We start from the raw sequence: 15,170 nt of genomic DNA, 5'->3' as shown, positions 1-15,170 counted from the left end.
GGTTTATTTACCTCCTATGTTAGCCGATTCAGACAAAATTGTACATTTTTTTTAACAATTTTCAGGTTAACACTATGGATGAACGAATAATATTTTTAGAAAGAAAAAGGACAGCACAGTGGCTATCCCCCTTCGATTATCATTTATCATTCTTTAAGTTTGCATGTGCTGTTTCAACTACCTCTTGTTCGGTCATAGGTAGTCTATTTTCACCAACATTAGTAGGCCCATTCCAACGTAAATGTAGTAAAAATTCGATATTTCCTTCTCCACCTGTTATTGGTGAGTATGATAAATTAATGCAATCATACCCTTCCTTTAAGGAAAATTCAATAATATGCGTAAGTACCGCCTCATGGGTTTTCGGATCACGAACAATGCCCTTCTTACCAACCTGCTCTTTTCCCGCTTCGAATTGTGGTTTTACAAGAGCTACAACATCACTATTTGGTACAAGAAGCGTTTTTAAAACAGGTAAAATCAACCGCAACGAGATAAATGAGACATCAATAGTAGCAAACTCCGGTAAACCACTTTGAAGGTCAGCCGGTGTTACATACCTAAAATTGGTGCGTTCCATGACGACGACACGTTCATCCTGGCGCAACTTCCACGCTAACTGGTTATACCCCACGTCAAGAGCATATGATTTTTTGACGCCATTTTGAAGGGCACAATCGGTAAAGCCACCAGTCGAGGAACCAACATCAATCATGATTTTATCTTGAATGTTTAAATCAAAATCTTTTATCGCTTTTTCAAGCTTCAACCCACCTCTACTAACATAAGGAATAACATTTCCCTTAACAGTGAGAGGTATATCAATTTCTACTTTCTCTCCGGGCTTATCTAGCCGTTCTTCATTAGAATAAACGAGACCAGCCATGATGGTACGTTTCGCTTTTTCTCTTGTTTCGATTAAGCCACGTTCAACTAATAAAACATCAAGTCTTTCTTTTTTTGTACCCATGCCTACACTCTTTTCTTCTTAGGTACGAGCTTTTGAACACGCTCAACTACATTCTCTGTTGTCATACCAATTTCACGAAGTAGTTCATTCACGCTTCCATGCTCAATAAATAGATCCGGAATACCCATACGATCGATTTTGGCATTTTGATAGTCATGATCATTCGCAAATTCAAGAACTGCACTTCCAAATCCACCCATCAACACAGATTCCTCAATTGTTAATACTGGAAGATTTGATCCTAAAATTTGATGCATCATATCATTATCAAGGGGTTTTATAAAGCGAGCATTTACGACTCTTACTGAAATATCTTCTTGTTCGAGTAACTCTGCAGCCTTAAGTGCCATAGGTATGGTTGTCCCAAACGTTAGAATTACGGCATCTGTGCCAGGTTTTAGAATCTCCCATGAACCAATTGGAATAAGTTTAAGATCTTCATCCATTTCGACACCAAGACCATTGCCTCTTGCATATCTTAAGGCAATCGGACCGTCATCATAATGAATTGCCGTATTCACCATATGCTGACCTTCATTCTCGTCCTTTGGCATCATGATAACCATATTAGGAATATGTCTTAAAAAAGCAATATCGAATACACCTTGATGTGTTTCTCCATCTGCCCCTACTAAACCAGAACGATCGATTCCAATGAATACATTCAGATTTTGACGGCACACATCGTGGACAACCTGATCATATGCCCTTTGTAAAAAGGTCGAATATATAGCAAGAAACGGCTTCATACCTTGGGTAGCAAGACCAGCAGCCATTGTAGTTGCATGCTGTTCCGCAATTCCTACATCATACATACGCTCTGGAAATTCCTTCGCAAATTTTTCAAGCTTAGAACCTACAGGCATTGCAGGTGTAATCGCGACAATTCGCTTATCATCTTTCGCAAGCTTTCGAACGGTCTCACTAATGACTGCACTCCATGCCGGAGGTGCATTTTCCGGTTTAACGAAATCACCTGTTTCAATTTTATAAGGTCCTGTACCGTGCCACGTGCCCACTTTGTCTGTTTCAGCAGGGGTGTAGCCTTTTCCTTTTTTCGTAATGACATGAACTAATACTGGCCCTTTTGTTTTCTTAGCATATTCAAGGGTTTCAAATAAATCCTCAAAATTATGTCCATCAATCGGACCTAAGTAGGTAAATCCTAGTTCCTCGAAAAAGACTCCTGATACAAGAAGATATTTAAGACTGTCTTTTACACGTTCAGCTGTTGCTGCAAGCTTTCCGCCTACCGCTGGAATTCTCTTGAGTAAAAGTTCTAGCTCATCTTTAACCCAATTATATTTACCTGCAGTACGCAATCTTGCAAGGACATGGTGAAGAGCACCTACATTTGGTGCAATTGACATTTCATTGTCATTTAGGATCACAATCATGTCTTTCTTTTCATGTCCAATATGATTTAACGCTTCCAATGCCATTCCACCAGTTAAGGCACCATCGCCAATAATGGGGATGACAAATTCCTTTGTTCCTTTTACATCTCGGGCAACCGCCATACCCATAGCTGCGGAAAGACTTGTTGAGCTATGTCCGGTTTCCCAAACGTCATGTTCACTTTCAATACGCTTCGGAAACCCACATAGCCCTTTATATTGACGTAATGTATCAAATTCACAAGCCCGTCCGGTCAAAATTTTATGAACATAAGACTGGTGACCAACATCCCAAATCAATTTATCCTTTGGACTGTCAAACTCCCTATGTAATGCAATTGTTAATTCAACCACACCAAGGTTAGGGCCAATATGTCCACCAGTCTTTGATAGTTTCTCTATTAAAAATTGACGGATTTCCTGACTTAATTTATCCAATTCAGCTATTGACATATTTTTAAGGAACTTAGGGTCTTTAATACTTAGAAGATCCAAAGGTTTCACTCACTTTCATTTACTATTCAGCACTCATATACTTTAAAGCTAAAATACGTGTTCAAAAAGGAGGATAAAAAGGACCAAGAAGTTCGAGGCAGCGAAGCTTTGAGTAGCGGAACGTATGTTGTTAATACGTGAGCAACGGAAAAGCAAGCCAACGAAGAAATTCGCTGTGTCATTTTTACCGGACTTTTTGAACATCCGCTAAAAGTATATTTAATGATCTCTAGATGCGATTAGATTACACATATAGTCTAGTATATCATGTTTCATATCAACACTATATAAAAACCGTTTTGCTTCATCTATATGAAAGGTTAATTTTTCCTTTGCACCCTCAAGCGTTAATAAAGCAGGATATGTATTTTTATGATTACCTGTATCACTGCCGACCGGTTTCCCAAGAACTACTTCTGTGCCTTCAATATCTAAAATGTCATCACGAATTTGAAAGGCTAAGCCTAAATGATGCGCAAATTGTGTGAGCTTCTCTAGCTGTTCACTAGTAGCATCTGCAAGAATCGCTCCTGCAATAACACTGTATGCTAATAATTTCCCAGTTTTATGACGATGAATGTATTCTAGTTCATCAAGATTCAAGACTGCTCCTTCGCCTTCCATATCAGCAACCTGTCCCCCTACCATTCCTTCAGGTCCTGATGCTTTGGCTAACTCAGTAACGAGCAATAGCTTTTTCTCAGGGGATATTTGGTCTCCCAAGGATTCAGAAACAATCTGAAAACTATACGTCAATAAGGCGTCCCCTGCTAAGATCGCAACCGCCTCTCCAAACACTTTATGATTGGTAGGCTTTCCCCTGCGAAGATCATCATCATCCATACTAGGCAAATCATCATGTATAAGTGAATACGTATGAATCATTTCAATTGCACACGCAGTCGGTATTCCGATACTCTCATCTTTTCCAAAGGAGTGAAGCGTGCCTAATAGCAATAATGGGCGAATTCGTTTCCCACCCGCTTCAAGAGAATAGTGCATTGCATCCTTGATAATGTTCGGAGCTGATAAATGTGAAATATACGTTGGGAGCTGTTCTTCTATATTTTTCTTTTGTTTGTCTAAAAATCGCTCTACCTCAGTTCGTCCCACTATTATTCTTCCTCCTGAATCGTAAATGGCTCAAGTTCGCCATCTTCACGCAAGATTTGCTCCATTTGCTTTTCAACATGCTGAAGCTTGTCATGACAAAGCTTTGAAAGCTTCATTCCATCTTGAAAATAAGTGATTGCTTTTTCTAAAGGGACATCCCCTTCTTCAAGTCGTTCAACAATTTGCTCAAGTTGCTCCATTGCTTCCTCAAAGGTTAATACCTTCTCTTCACTCATTTATTGTCTCTCCTCTATTTCAATTACTTCACAGTCAAGGGTACCGTCCATAAGTTTTACCTTGATTAAATTCCCCGATTCAACTTGCTTTACACTTTTAACTAAATGTTGTTCCTGATCATATACGAGGCTATAGCCACGATCCATAATTTTTAATGGGCTTAATGCTTCAAGCTTAGCTACTTTTGATGAAAAAGCATATTGCTTTTGTTTAAGGATTTGGTTGAACTCTTTTACAAGCATTTTCGTATTAAGATCCTGCTTTTGTCTTGCTTGAGTTAACTTTTCACTTGGATGGTTATGTTGCAGCCTAAGCTTTACCTTTTGAAATGCCTCTTGCTTACGAGAGATAGCCCTCACCGCTTCTCTTTCTAAACTTTCTACTAAGCGGTCAAGCTGCTGCTCTTTTTGTTCATAAAGATTCTTTGGAAAACGAAAAGCATAGGACTTTTTCAAAGTATCTAATCGTTGTGTATCATTTACCAGTTTTTCCTTCATAGCACGTAATAAACGTGTATGTCGCACTAATAAACGTTCAGATAGCTCTGCCATGTGTGGAACAGCCAACTCTGCTGCACCTGTTGGTGTGGGAGCCCGTAAATCTGCAACAAAATCAGCAATCGTAATATCGGTCTCATGTCCTACTGCTGAAATCACCGGAACCTTTGACTGAAAAATCGCACGTGCTACAATTTCCTCGTTAAAAGCCCAAAGCTCTTCGATTGAGCCACCACCACGTCCAACAATAAGAACATCAATATTCCCAAGATCATTCGCTTTTTGAATGGCCTGTACGACAGAAGGTCCTGCATTTACTCCTTGAACTAACGCAGGAAAAACGATAACCTTTGCAATTGGAAATCGACGTCTAATCGTTGTGATTATATCTCGGATTGCTGCACCTGTTGGTGATGTAACAATCCCAATATAATTCGGGATCTTAGGAATTGGCTTTTTATACTTTTGCGAAAAAAGTCCTTCTGCCTCAAGACGCTTTTTCATTTCCTCATAGGCTAAGTATAAGTTCCCGATACCATCTGGCTGCATTTCTTTTACATAGAGCTGATAATTTCCGTTCGATTCAAATACAGTTACCTCACCACGAAGTAATACTTTCATCCCGTTTTCAGGAGTAAACTTCAAATCGCGGTTATTCCCAGCAAACATAACTGATTGAATTCGTGCTTGTCCATCTTTAATCGTAAAATACATATGCCCACGACTATGTGCTTTAAAATTTGAGATTTCTCCCTTCACCCAAATATCCTGGAGGTGAGGGTCAGCATCAAATTTTCGTTTAATATACTTCGTTAGAGCTGATACAGTTAAATAACGATTTTGATCCATTTTACCCGATCCCTACTTCCTTGAAAGAAGGGCAACATTCTTTGCGGATTGAACGGTATTATGCAAAAGCATTGTAATTGTCATTGGACCAACTCCACCTGGGACTGGTGTAATATAGCTTGCTTTTTCTTTTGCATCCTCAAACACAACGTCACCCACTAGCTTTCCCGTTGATTCAAGACGGTTTACGCCAACATCGATTACAACTGCACCTTCTTTAATATAATCACCAGGTATAAAATTCGCCTTACCAACAGCAGCAACTAGGATATCAGCTTGAAGAGTCATTTCTTTTAAATTCGTCGTTCTCGAATGGCAATATGTCACTGTAGCATTTTCTTTTAGGAAGAGTTGACCAACAGGTTTTCCGACAATATTACTTCTTCCAACTACAACAACATGTTTGCCCTCAATTGAAATTTGCTTGGATTTCACCATTTCAATGATTCCAAATGGTGTACATGGAAGAAAGGCATCTTGTCCAGTCATCATTCGACCGATATTAATGGGATGGAAGCCATCCACATCTTTTTCAGGTGAGATTCTTTCGATAACAGCTGTCTCATTAATTGTATTTGGCAATGGTAATTGAACAAGAATTCCATGAATAGATGGATCTTGATTTAAGCGGTCAATTTCCCCAAGTAAAAATTCTTCTGTAATTGTTTCCGGATATTCGAGCATTAAGGAGTGGATACCCGTTTCCTTACATGCTTTGTCTTTCCCTTTTACATAAGATCTTGAAGCAGGGTCATTGCCCACCAAAAGCACGGCTAAGCCTGGAACGATCCCTTCCTGAGATAATTTCTGAACTTCTAATGCGATTTCATTACGTTTTGATTGCGCTAATTCTTTCCCACTTATAATCTCTGCTGCCAATTTTCAACTCTCCCTTTTTATACATTTCAACTTTTTTGAATCAATTTATTTTTCAAAACAAACAGATAGGGTTACTTTACTAATGAGTCTTTTATTTTCGATAAAATGGCATTGACAAAACGACTAGAGCTATCATCCCCAAATTCTTTAGCAAGCTCAATTGCCTCATCAATACTGACCTTTACTGGGATTTCCTCCACGTATTTCATTTCAAAGACAGCAATTCGCAAAATTGAGCGATCTACATTTGCAAGTCTTTCAAGATTCCATTTTTCAAGATGCCCTCGTAATAAGTCATCAATTTCTTCCTTATGTTCGACAACTCCATAAACAAGTTGCTTCAAGAAAGGATCTAAAGACTCTTCTTCCAGTACACTTTCAATCGCTTCCTTCGGCTCACTTCCACTTACATCAATCTGAAATAACGATTGTAAAGCCTTTTGTCGTGCTGTACGTCTTTTCATTCTATTTCTCCTTTATGTATATTAAAGCTAGTATTTACATTCTAATAACATGATAATATCATAAAATAATTTCAAAATAAAAACCAACCTTAATGTTGAAAATAAAAAATGCCTGATAGCGTTTGCCATCAGACAATTTTCCCCTTACATTTCTTCTTCAATTAATGCTTCCTGCTTTTGGGTTTCAAATAAGACACCAACAACATGGATGTTTACCTCATTTGCATCTAAAGCTGTCATATTCAATAAAGCTTGGCGTACATTATCCTGAATTTGGCGAGCCACATTTGGAATCGAAACGCCAAAGTTCATGACGCAGAATACATCAACAATAATACCTGTTTCTGTTAATTCGACTTTGACACCTTTTCCGTGATTTTTCTTTCCTAGCTTTTCAACCACTCCAGAAGCAAAGTTACCTCTCATTTGTGCTACTCCTTCAACTTCCGAAGAAGCAATACCTGCAATTACTTCAATCACTTCTGGTGCAATCTCAACCTTACCAAGACCGTTACTACCTTGATCCATTTCTAAAATATTCGTTTCCGCTGCCATCAGCAAGCACCTCCTACATATAACTTTATTCAGTCCCCCACTTCTATATGTGGTGGATAAAACTGTATAAGCCAATCAATTCAGATGAGGGTTCTAATCCCATCTGAATAAAGTTAAGCCTCCGGCGGATGCCACGATTTTTCAAAGGAAATTTTTCGAGCTTGCTCGAAAAAAATCGGGCGCAAATACGCCAAGGCGTATTTGATCTACTACTTCATAACCTCGTATAATTCAAGAAATTTTGTGTTGAAGTCTCCCCCAACAAATTTTTCGTGATTCATAAGCTTGTAATGGAATGGAATGGTCGTGTGTACACCTTCAATGACAAATTCACTGAGCGCACGCTTCATTCTTGCAATCGCTTCTTCTCTCGTTGCCCCATAAGTAATGAGTTTCGCAATCATTGAATCATAATATGGAGGTATTGAATAACCAGGATATGCAGCAGAGTCCACTCTTACCCCAAAACCACCAGGAGGTAAATACATTTCAATTTTTCCAGGAGAAGGCATGAAATTTTTCTCAGGATTCTCTGCATTGATTCGGCATTCAATTGCCCAACCATTAAAGGTTACATCACTTTGGCTTAATGAAAGCTCTTTTCCAGATGCAACGCGAATCATTTCTTTAATTAAGTCTACACCCGTTACCATTTCAGTTACGGGATGCTCAACTTGAATTCTCGTATTCATTTCCATGAAATAAAATTGATCATTAATATGGTCATAAATGAATTCAATTGTTCCCGCACCTGAATAATCAACAGCTTTTGCCGCTTTAACGGCCGCTTCACCCATTTTTTGTCTCGTTGTTTCATTTAGAGCAGGTGATGGAGTTTCCTCCACAAGCTTTTGCAAACGTCGTTGAATTGAGCAATCTCTCTCTCCTAAATGTATCACATTTCCATGGTTATCGGCTAATACTTGAATTTCTACATGGCGGAAATCTTGAATATATTTTTCGATATATACGCCAGGGTTACCAAAGGCAGTTGCTGCTTCTTGCTGAGTAATATTAATTCCTTTAACAAGTTCCTCTTCATTCTTAGCCACTCGGATCCCTTTACCACCGCCACCAGCGGTAGCTTTAATAATAACTGGGTAACCCATTTCATTGGCAAGGGCGATTGCTTCATCTGCATCTTTGATGATCCCTCGAGAACCAGGGACGATTGGTACTCCAGCTTCTCTCATCGTTTCACGAGCTACATCCTTTGTCCCCATCTTGTTAATCGCTTCAGGACTTGGACCGATGAAAGTGAGGTTAACTTCACGACATAGCTCTGCGAAATCAGCATTTTCTGCTAAAAAGCCATATCCAGGATGAATTCCTTCACTCTCTGTCAGCTTTGCAACACTAATGATATTTGTAAAATTTAAATAGCTATCTTTTGAAGATTTAGGACCAATACAATAAGCCTCATCTGCTAATTGAACATGGAGTGATTCACGGTCTGCCTCCGAAAAAACGGCTACCGTTTCAATTCCAAGTTCTTTACAAGCCCGAATTATACGGACTGCAATTTCTCCACGATTTGCTATTAATATCTTTTTTAACATAGGGTAAGCTCCTTACTTTATGTGATGTTCAAAAAGTTGGCGAATCAAATGTAACACATTTCGTCTTTAAAACCCTCCTCCTTTTTGAACAAGACTTTATGCTTTTACTAGGAATAATGGTTGGCCATACTCCACAAGCTGACCATTCTCAACTAATATTTCAACGATTTCTCCATTCACTTCTGCTTCGATTTCGTTAAATAGCTTCATGGCTTCAACGATACAAACAACTGAATCTTCTTTTACTTTATCACCTTTGTTAACATACACATCAGCATCTGGTGATGGAGAAGCATAGAATGTACCAACCATCGGTGAAACGATTTTATGTAAATTTTCATCTACTGCTGGCGCTGGTGAAGTTGCAACAGGTTCTGCTTGCTGTGTTTGTGGCTGTGCCGGTTGCGCTGCAGCCTGAGATACTTCAGTTACAACTGGCGCAACTGGCTGTGCTTGTGCCTTGTTTTCAACTACTGTTTGCACAGTTGTTTCTTTATTTTTTTTCATTTTAATTTTTGAGCCTTCGCTCTCAAATGTAAACTCATCAATATTTGAATGATCAACTAACTTAATAAGCTCACGTAGCTCTTGAATTTTTAACATTCGGTTACACTCCTTGTGATTAAATAAAAATATATTTTCAAATGTAGTCAGCATTTTATTGCTAGTATTAGTACCACATACTAATATGATACGATACTTAAAAGGTGCATTTCAATATTTTACAGAGATTTTTTATCGAAAACGTTTTTATCTGTAAACAAATCATATCAAAACCTTCCCCAAATTTCATTTATTTATGAAAAAAATAAAAAGCACGGCATTTATACCGTGCTTTCATAACGATTATTTTTCTTTTTCACCCGTTACTTCGAATTGTACAGCAAGATTTTGAAGGTCACCTAGCTCACTGCGTACAAGACGTAAAATATCATTTGCTGCTTTTTTAGAACTTTCCTTTGCTTTAACTGTAATCTTAATTTTGTCACCCTCAACGCGAACTAGTGCATCCTCGTAATTATTTCCCTTGATCAACATTTCAATAATCTTTTCCTTTGTTTCAATATCATCAAGCTTCTTTAGTTCATCATAAGCTTTTAGCTTTTGATCCGCTGTAAGCTCTGTTGAAGCCGTTTGATCTTCTAGGTTACTTCTTACTTTACTACGATACTCGTCAATTTCTAAACGTAACGCGGCAAACATATCATCACTTGCAACAGATGAAATGACATTGCCATCTTCATCCTCTTCTACAGTAACACTCGCACCGTCTTTATTTTCAGTAGACGTTTCTACATTTTCTTTTTCATTGTCCTTTTGCTCATCTTGCTCCACTGCCACGTTATTATTGTTGTTTTCAGGTGTTGTAATATAATAGACTGACAACACAACAACTAGACTTAACATTGTTAATAACCATACCGTTTGCTTTTTCAATAACATTTTATGAATCCCCCTTCGTTTTCCTTGGTACAACAGCTACTTTATGATTTGGAACATCAAATCCTTTTGTTACTGCCTCTACTACCATTTGTTTTATTTTTGCGTTCTCAACACCTTTAGCGACGATTAGAACACTTCGAATATCAGGCTTTTCAATTTTCAAGACAATCGGTGTTTCTGAATCACCACTCCGGATGATGACAACTTGTTCATCGCTTGTTATATCCTCTACTTGTCGTTTTCCACCATCCCTGTCCTCCTCACTAGTGATTTGGCTTTGGGTTACGGTGTTCTTTTCAAGTATTTTTGTTTCAGTAGCATCTACGCTAACTGAAACAATCACATCCTCTACTCCAGCAATGGCTTCTAATGCCTCCTTGAGCTCGTTTTCATAACGATCCTCATATTTTGAAATCGCCATTGTCAGGTCATCCTTTTGCTGCCCAAACGCTGGCTCATCTTTTGCACTTTCCACTGATGATGAAGCTGGCATAACAGAAGATGTAGGTTTGTCACCAGAAAACAGATTGCTAATTAACATAAAGGCTATTCCAACTGCTAATAAAAGTAAGAAATATTGGTTTTTTTTGTTTCCTTTTTTATCTGGTGGTCCATCCTTAGACCCGGAGAACATCCCTTTGATTGTATTCAAAATTCCTTTGTTCTTATCCATCTACGACTCTTTCCCCCCTTCCACAGTGACTACGATTTTATCTGAGTCAATTTCCCATCTAGTAGATAATGATTTGGTGATTGCTTTGACGTTGGTTTGATCTACTTTTTTATACACTGGTTCAGTCTGTTTGGAGGTATCAATCTCAACTGGTTTGACAACTGGGACATCATCAGGCTCGGCAGTCTCTTTTGATAACACCACCTCGATTGACTGAATGTCATCCAAAGTAACAGTTTCCTTAACGTCCACTGCACTTGAAAGGAATACATTTACTTTTTGAACAGTTAAATCATATTCGTTTTGCACCAACTCCTCTTCTACTTCAGATTCCAATTGGACAGCCATTGTTTCTAAAATATATGCACGTTGTGAGGCTTGTATTTCTTTTTTCTTCAAATCTATTAAATTTTCTAGATTTTTTTCCGATTGAACCGGTTTAAGATTCATATTTAACAAGGCTTGATCCAAATCAGTTTTAAAAAGTGAGAACAAAGGAGTAAGGATGATCAGGATTAACAATAGCCCCGTTACCATTTTCACGTATTTTTGCATACTCGAGCTTGGCAAAAGCATGTCCACAATGGTAGCAAGTAAGATAAATAAAATAATATTTGTTATCCATTCAGCAATAAAACTCAGTGTCCTCACCTCCAAGACTATTTGTCTAGCTTTTAGGCATCTTCCGCTTTTCTATCTAACCATTAAGGTCAGGTTTCCAGCTGCGACAATAACCGTGATACTTAGGAAAAACATCAGTGACACGATTGCTAATGCAGCAAAAATATAAACAACACTTTTACTGATGATATCTAAGCAAGCAATGACAGGTCCCCCGCCAAGTGGTTGTAAGAGTGCTGCTGCCAATTTATAAATAATGGCTAAAGATAGCACTTTAATTGCCGGAAATACAGCAATTAATAAAAGAATGACCACCCCAAAAATTCCAACCGTATTTTTTAAAAGGACCGAAGCACTTATAACCGTATCGGTGGCATCTGTGAACATCCGGCCTATTACAGGTATAAAATTTCCGGTAATAAATTTTGCAGTCCGAATCGTTATTCCGTCCGCAACCGCTGTCGTGGTACCCTGTACCGATATAACCCCAAGAAAAATGGTCAAGAATACACCAATGATTCCGATACTCGCATTTCTTAGTAACTGGGCAAGCTGTGTTACTTTGTATTGTTCACTCAGAGTGCTTACGATGCTCAATAACGCTGCCATAAACAATAACGGCAAAACGATATATTGAATCAAAAGCCCACTTGTATTCATTAAAAATAAAATCAGTGGGTGGAACAATGCCGCTGAAGCAACTCCACCAGATGACGCGACCAATGCTAGCAACAATGGCACAAGCGCTAAAATAAAATTAATCATCGATTGAATGGCTTCCTCGGTGTACATGATTGCAACCCGGAAGCTATTTAATGCGATAATGATTAACACCATGTATACAATCGCATAGGCCACCTTGCTGACAGTACTTTTCTCAAATGAATTTTGAAGGGTTTGTAAAAACATACTAAAAATCGTAAGCATGATCAGTGTACTTAAAAGCTTTCCATTTGCAATTAACTCATGGAATACGAATTTGACGAGTCCAAGCAACCACTCCTTTAACGAGAGCTCCTTCTCGCCACGGATGAATTCTAGTAAACTACCCTTTTGGCTTTCAGGTAAATATCCACCATAATCCGTTACTATTTCATCCCAAAATTGTTTTATTTCGTCGATGCCGAGGGTTTCTAACTGTTCCTCAACCTGATCTTGAATTTGATTGTCGATGATTTCTTGCTGTGAGGGTGATGCTTGTACAAATTGAGGTAATGAGAAAAAGAAAAGCAACAATGCTACGAAAGAAAAGACTTTACTACTGGTCACTCAACCACCCCCTTGGAAACCAGATTTAACTAGGTATAAGTCCAATGATTGTTTCTATTAAAACTGTTAAAATTGGTATCGCCATTGCTAAAATTAATATTTTTCCTCCGAGTTCAATCTTTGAGGCAATTGATCCTTGACCAGCATCCTTTGTAATTTGTGCTCCAAACTCAGCGATATAGGCAATTCCGATGATCTTAAGAATGGTTTCCACATAAACGGTGTTGACATTTGCATTTATGGCAACTTTCTCAAGCATCCGAATGATATCCGAAATTTCCCCCACTAAAAAGAGAAAAATTACACAACCAATAAACACAACAAGCATAAAGGCAAAGGTTGGTTTTTGTTCTTTTACAATGAGTGCAAGAAAGGTCCCGATTAGACCTAATCCAACGATTTGTATAATCTCAATGGCTCACCCCTCCTTACCCCTGAAAGAGAAATACAGCTTTAATCTTTTTAAAGAGGTCCTCTACGATTGTTGCAACCATAAACAGAATATAGATGAAGCCCAACAATGTTACCCACTGGGCATACTCTTTTTTACCCATCTGATCTAGGATTGTATGGAGAAAGGCAACCACAATTCCTACACCGGCTATTTGAAAAATAATATTTACATCCACTCCCATGCGTTTCTTCTCCCCCTAAATCAATAAAATGACTACTAATAATCCTGACAAAAAGCCCAGGCTTTTCACCATTTTTTCATAACGCAATTGTCTATCTTTTGCTTCGCTTTCTTCTCGTTCTAGATGGGTAATAGCCAGTAAAATGTGTTTTTGTTGTGAGGTTCTGTCATGCTGTCCAAGCGTCTCACCAAACTGCTGAAGAATCTCAATTTCACCTTGGTGAAAAGCAGTCAACTTGGACACCTCTTTCAGACTCTCATCCCAGGCTACCTTTACACTGACCTCTCCTGTTTGAAGCCGTTTTGCAAATCCCTCAAAAAAGTAAGAAACTGGCTTCGGAATTTGTCTTGCAAGATGGGTAGCCACATCTATTAATGGGACATGTCCGTACATGATTTCAGCTTCAAGTGATTGCAATGCTGTTTTAAGCATTCTCAACTGGCGCGGTCGTTCACTTAACTTGCGTGCCGCCTCAAATCCAGTCCATGTGGTTGCAAGTAATATTAAAATAGCTCCAATCATTTTTATCATTTATGTCACGCTCACTTTTGGTAAAAGTTGCTTGCCAGTTGGACCAAGAATGGCTTTAATAGTACCTGGTCCTTTTGTGCGTGAAAGCTCTACAAACCTCTCGATTACCCCTGCGTTGATTATTTTTTCTAGAGACGGCCGTTTCATGAGGTCTGAAATATGATGACCATGTGCTGTAACAATCAAACTTACACCAGCATTTACAGCCTCCATGATCGCCTGACTGTCTTCATCTCTACCAATCTCGTCCACTATTAAAACATCAGGACTCATCGACCTTATCATCATCATCATGCCTTCTGCCTTTGGACAGGCATCTAGGACATCAACCCTTGGTCCTAGTGACGCTTGTGGAACACCTTTTACACATCCGGCAATCTCGGAACGCTCATCCACAATTCCCACCTTCATTGCGGGAATTCGTCTTGTTTCAATACCTGTACTTATCATCCGGGCAAGGTCCCTTAATAATGTTGTTTTACCAGTTTGCGGTGGACCAATTAGGATCGTATTTTTCCAATATAAGTCATAGAGATATGGAGCAAGCGGTTCAGCGACACCGATTTTTTGTTTGGCAACCCGAATATTGAAGGAGGTAACATCGCGAATCGCTTTGACCATTCCACTTTCTGTAATGACCTTACCAGCTAGTCCCACCCGATGCCCACCTTGAATCGTGACATAGCCACGCTTCAGCTCTTCCTCAAGCGTATAAATCGAGTATTGACCAAGCTTGTTAAGGAGCTGCATCGCATCTTCACTTGTCACGATATAGTTGTGGAAAATCGGAATTCCACCCTCAATAATTTCTAGAGGTCTTGATACCCTAATTCGGATTTCTTCCATTTTTTCTTTGCGTGCTGGAGGATACTTGGCTATAAGATTAGCAATTGATTTCGGTAAAACGTCTACGATCTCTTTCATATAGTAAACTCCTCATCTAAACTCTCATAATTCAATGTATGCTAGCTTGGACACATTAT

General features: G+C 38.7%; 18 protein-coding genes. All 18 read right to left on the bottom strand.

Annotated features, from left to right (window positions below; all coding sequences use genetic code 11):
• Positions 1–139 precede the first annotated feature (139 nt).
• The 18 genes from ABC371_RS14415 to spoIIIAA all read right to left on the bottom strand — a co-directional run bounded on the left by ABC371_RS14415 (position 140) and on the right by spoIIIAA (position 15,111).
• Positions 140–970, bottom strand: coding sequence for a TlyA family RNA methyltransferase (locus tag ABC371_RS14415; RefSeq protein ID WP_412897416.1), 831 nt, complete (start codon positions 968–970; stop codon positions 140–142).
• Positions 971–972: 2 nt separating this feature from the next.
• Complete coding sequence (gene dxs, locus ABC371_RS14410) at positions 973–2,862, bottom strand: 1-deoxy-D-xylulose-5-phosphate synthase (RefSeq protein ID WP_412897415.1); 1,890 nt, start codon at positions 2,860–2,862, stop codon at positions 973–975.
• Positions 2,863–3,081: 219 nt separating this feature from the next.
• A complete protein-coding gene (locus tag ABC371_RS14405; RefSeq protein ID WP_412897414.1) occupies positions 3,082–3,975 on the bottom strand; it encodes a polyprenyl synthetase family protein in 894 nt (297 codons plus the stop codon).
• Between the two features lie 2 nt (positions 3,976–3,977).
• The gene (locus ABC371_RS14400; protein WP_116352515.1) at positions 3,978–4,211 is read right to left on the bottom strand and encodes an exodeoxyribonuclease VII small subunit; all 234 of its coding nucleotides are present in this window, start codon (positions 4,209–4,211) and stop codon (positions 3,978–3,980) included.
• Positions 4,212–5,558: an exodeoxyribonuclease VII large subunit gene (xseA, locus tag ABC371_RS14395; protein ID WP_412897413.1), complete on the bottom strand. Its 1,347-nt coding sequence runs from the start codon at positions 5,556–5,558 to the stop codon at positions 4,212–4,214.
• 12 nt (positions 5,559–5,570) lie between these two features.
• Positions 5,571–6,437 (bottom strand): bifunctional methylenetetrahydrofolate dehydrogenase/methenyltetrahydrofolate cyclohydrolase FolD, encoded by an 867-nt coding sequence (folD, locus tag ABC371_RS14390; protein WP_412897412.1) that lies wholly within the window; start codon positions 6,435–6,437, stop codon positions 5,571–5,573.
• A 71-nt stretch (positions 6,438–6,508) separates the two neighbouring features.
• Complete coding sequence (gene nusB, locus ABC371_RS14385; protein WP_412897411.1) at positions 6,509–6,901, bottom strand: transcription antitermination factor NusB; 393 nt, start codon at positions 6,899–6,901, stop codon at positions 6,509–6,511.
• Between the two features lie 144 nt (positions 6,902–7,045).
• The gene (locus ABC371_RS14380; protein ID WP_412897410.1) at positions 7,046–7,456 is read right to left on the bottom strand and encodes an Asp23/Gls24 family envelope stress response protein; all 411 of its coding nucleotides are present in this window, start codon (positions 7,454–7,456) and stop codon (positions 7,046–7,048) included.
• A 209-nt stretch (positions 7,457–7,665) separates the two neighbouring features.
• Entirely contained in the window at positions 7,666–9,015 is a 1,350-nt protein-coding gene (accC, locus tag ABC371_RS14375) for an acetyl-CoA carboxylase biotin carboxylase subunit (protein WP_412897409.1), read from the bottom strand.
• 96 nt (positions 9,016–9,111) lie between these two features.
• A complete protein-coding gene (gene accB, locus ABC371_RS14370) occupies positions 9,112–9,618 on the bottom strand; it encodes an acetyl-CoA carboxylase biotin carboxyl carrier protein (RefSeq protein WP_412897408.1) in 507 nt (168 codons plus the stop codon).
• 243 nt (positions 9,619–9,861) lie between these two features.
• Positions 9,862–10,458 carry a SpoIIIAH-like family protein gene (locus ABC371_RS14365; protein WP_412897407.1) on the bottom strand — a complete coding sequence of 199 codons (597 nt, stop codon included), beginning with the start codon at positions 10,456–10,458 and terminating at the stop codon, positions 9,862–9,864.
• Between the two features lies 1 nt (position 10,459).
• On the bottom strand, positions 10,460–11,131 hold the full coding sequence (gene spoIIIAG, locus ABC371_RS14360) for a stage III sporulation protein AG (protein ID WP_412897406.1): 672 nt from the start codon (positions 11,129–11,131) through the stop codon (positions 10,460–10,462).
• The gene (gene spoIIIAF / locus ABC371_RS14355; RefSeq protein WP_412897405.1) at positions 11,132–11,782 is read right to left on the bottom strand and encodes a stage III sporulation protein AF; all 651 of its coding nucleotides are present in this window, start codon (positions 11,780–11,782) and stop codon (positions 11,132–11,134) included.
• A 42-nt stretch (positions 11,783–11,824) separates the two neighbouring features.
• The gene (gene spoIIIAE, locus ABC371_RS14350; RefSeq protein ID WP_412897404.1) at positions 11,825–13,021 is read right to left on the bottom strand and encodes a stage III sporulation protein AE; all 1,197 of its coding nucleotides are present in this window, start codon (positions 13,019–13,021) and stop codon (positions 11,825–11,827) included.
• A gap of 25 nt (positions 13,022–13,046) precedes the next feature.
• Complete coding sequence (gene spoIIIAD / locus ABC371_RS14345) at positions 13,047–13,436, bottom strand: stage III sporulation protein AD (protein ID WP_083849220.1); 390 nt, start codon at positions 13,434–13,436, stop codon at positions 13,047–13,049.
• A 13-nt stretch (positions 13,437–13,449) separates the two neighbouring features.
• Positions 13,450–13,656 carry a stage III sporulation protein AC gene (spoIIIAC, locus tag ABC371_RS14340; protein ID WP_010284588.1) on the bottom strand — a complete coding sequence of 69 codons (207 nt, stop codon included), beginning with the start codon at positions 13,654–13,656 and terminating at the stop codon, positions 13,450–13,452.
• A 15-nt stretch (positions 13,657–13,671) separates the two neighbouring features.
• Positions 13,672–14,187, bottom strand: a complete 516-nt coding sequence (gene spoIIIAB, locus ABC371_RS14335) for a stage III sporulation protein SpoIIIAB (RefSeq protein WP_136380500.1) — start codon at positions 14,185–14,187, stop codon at positions 13,672–13,674.
• Complete coding sequence (gene spoIIIAA / locus ABC371_RS14330; protein ID WP_412897403.1) at positions 14,188–15,111, bottom strand: stage III sporulation protein AA; 924 nt, start codon at positions 15,109–15,111, stop codon at positions 14,188–14,190.
• Positions 15,112–15,170: the final 59 nt, after the last annotated feature.

The organism is Bacillus jepli, from assembly GCF_047238305.1.
GTDB lineage: Bacteria > Bacillota > Bacilli > Bacillales > Bacillaceae_L > Ferdinandcohnia.
Note: the sequence above shows the minus strand (reverse complement) of the source record. Positions and strands in the feature narration are given on the sequence as shown.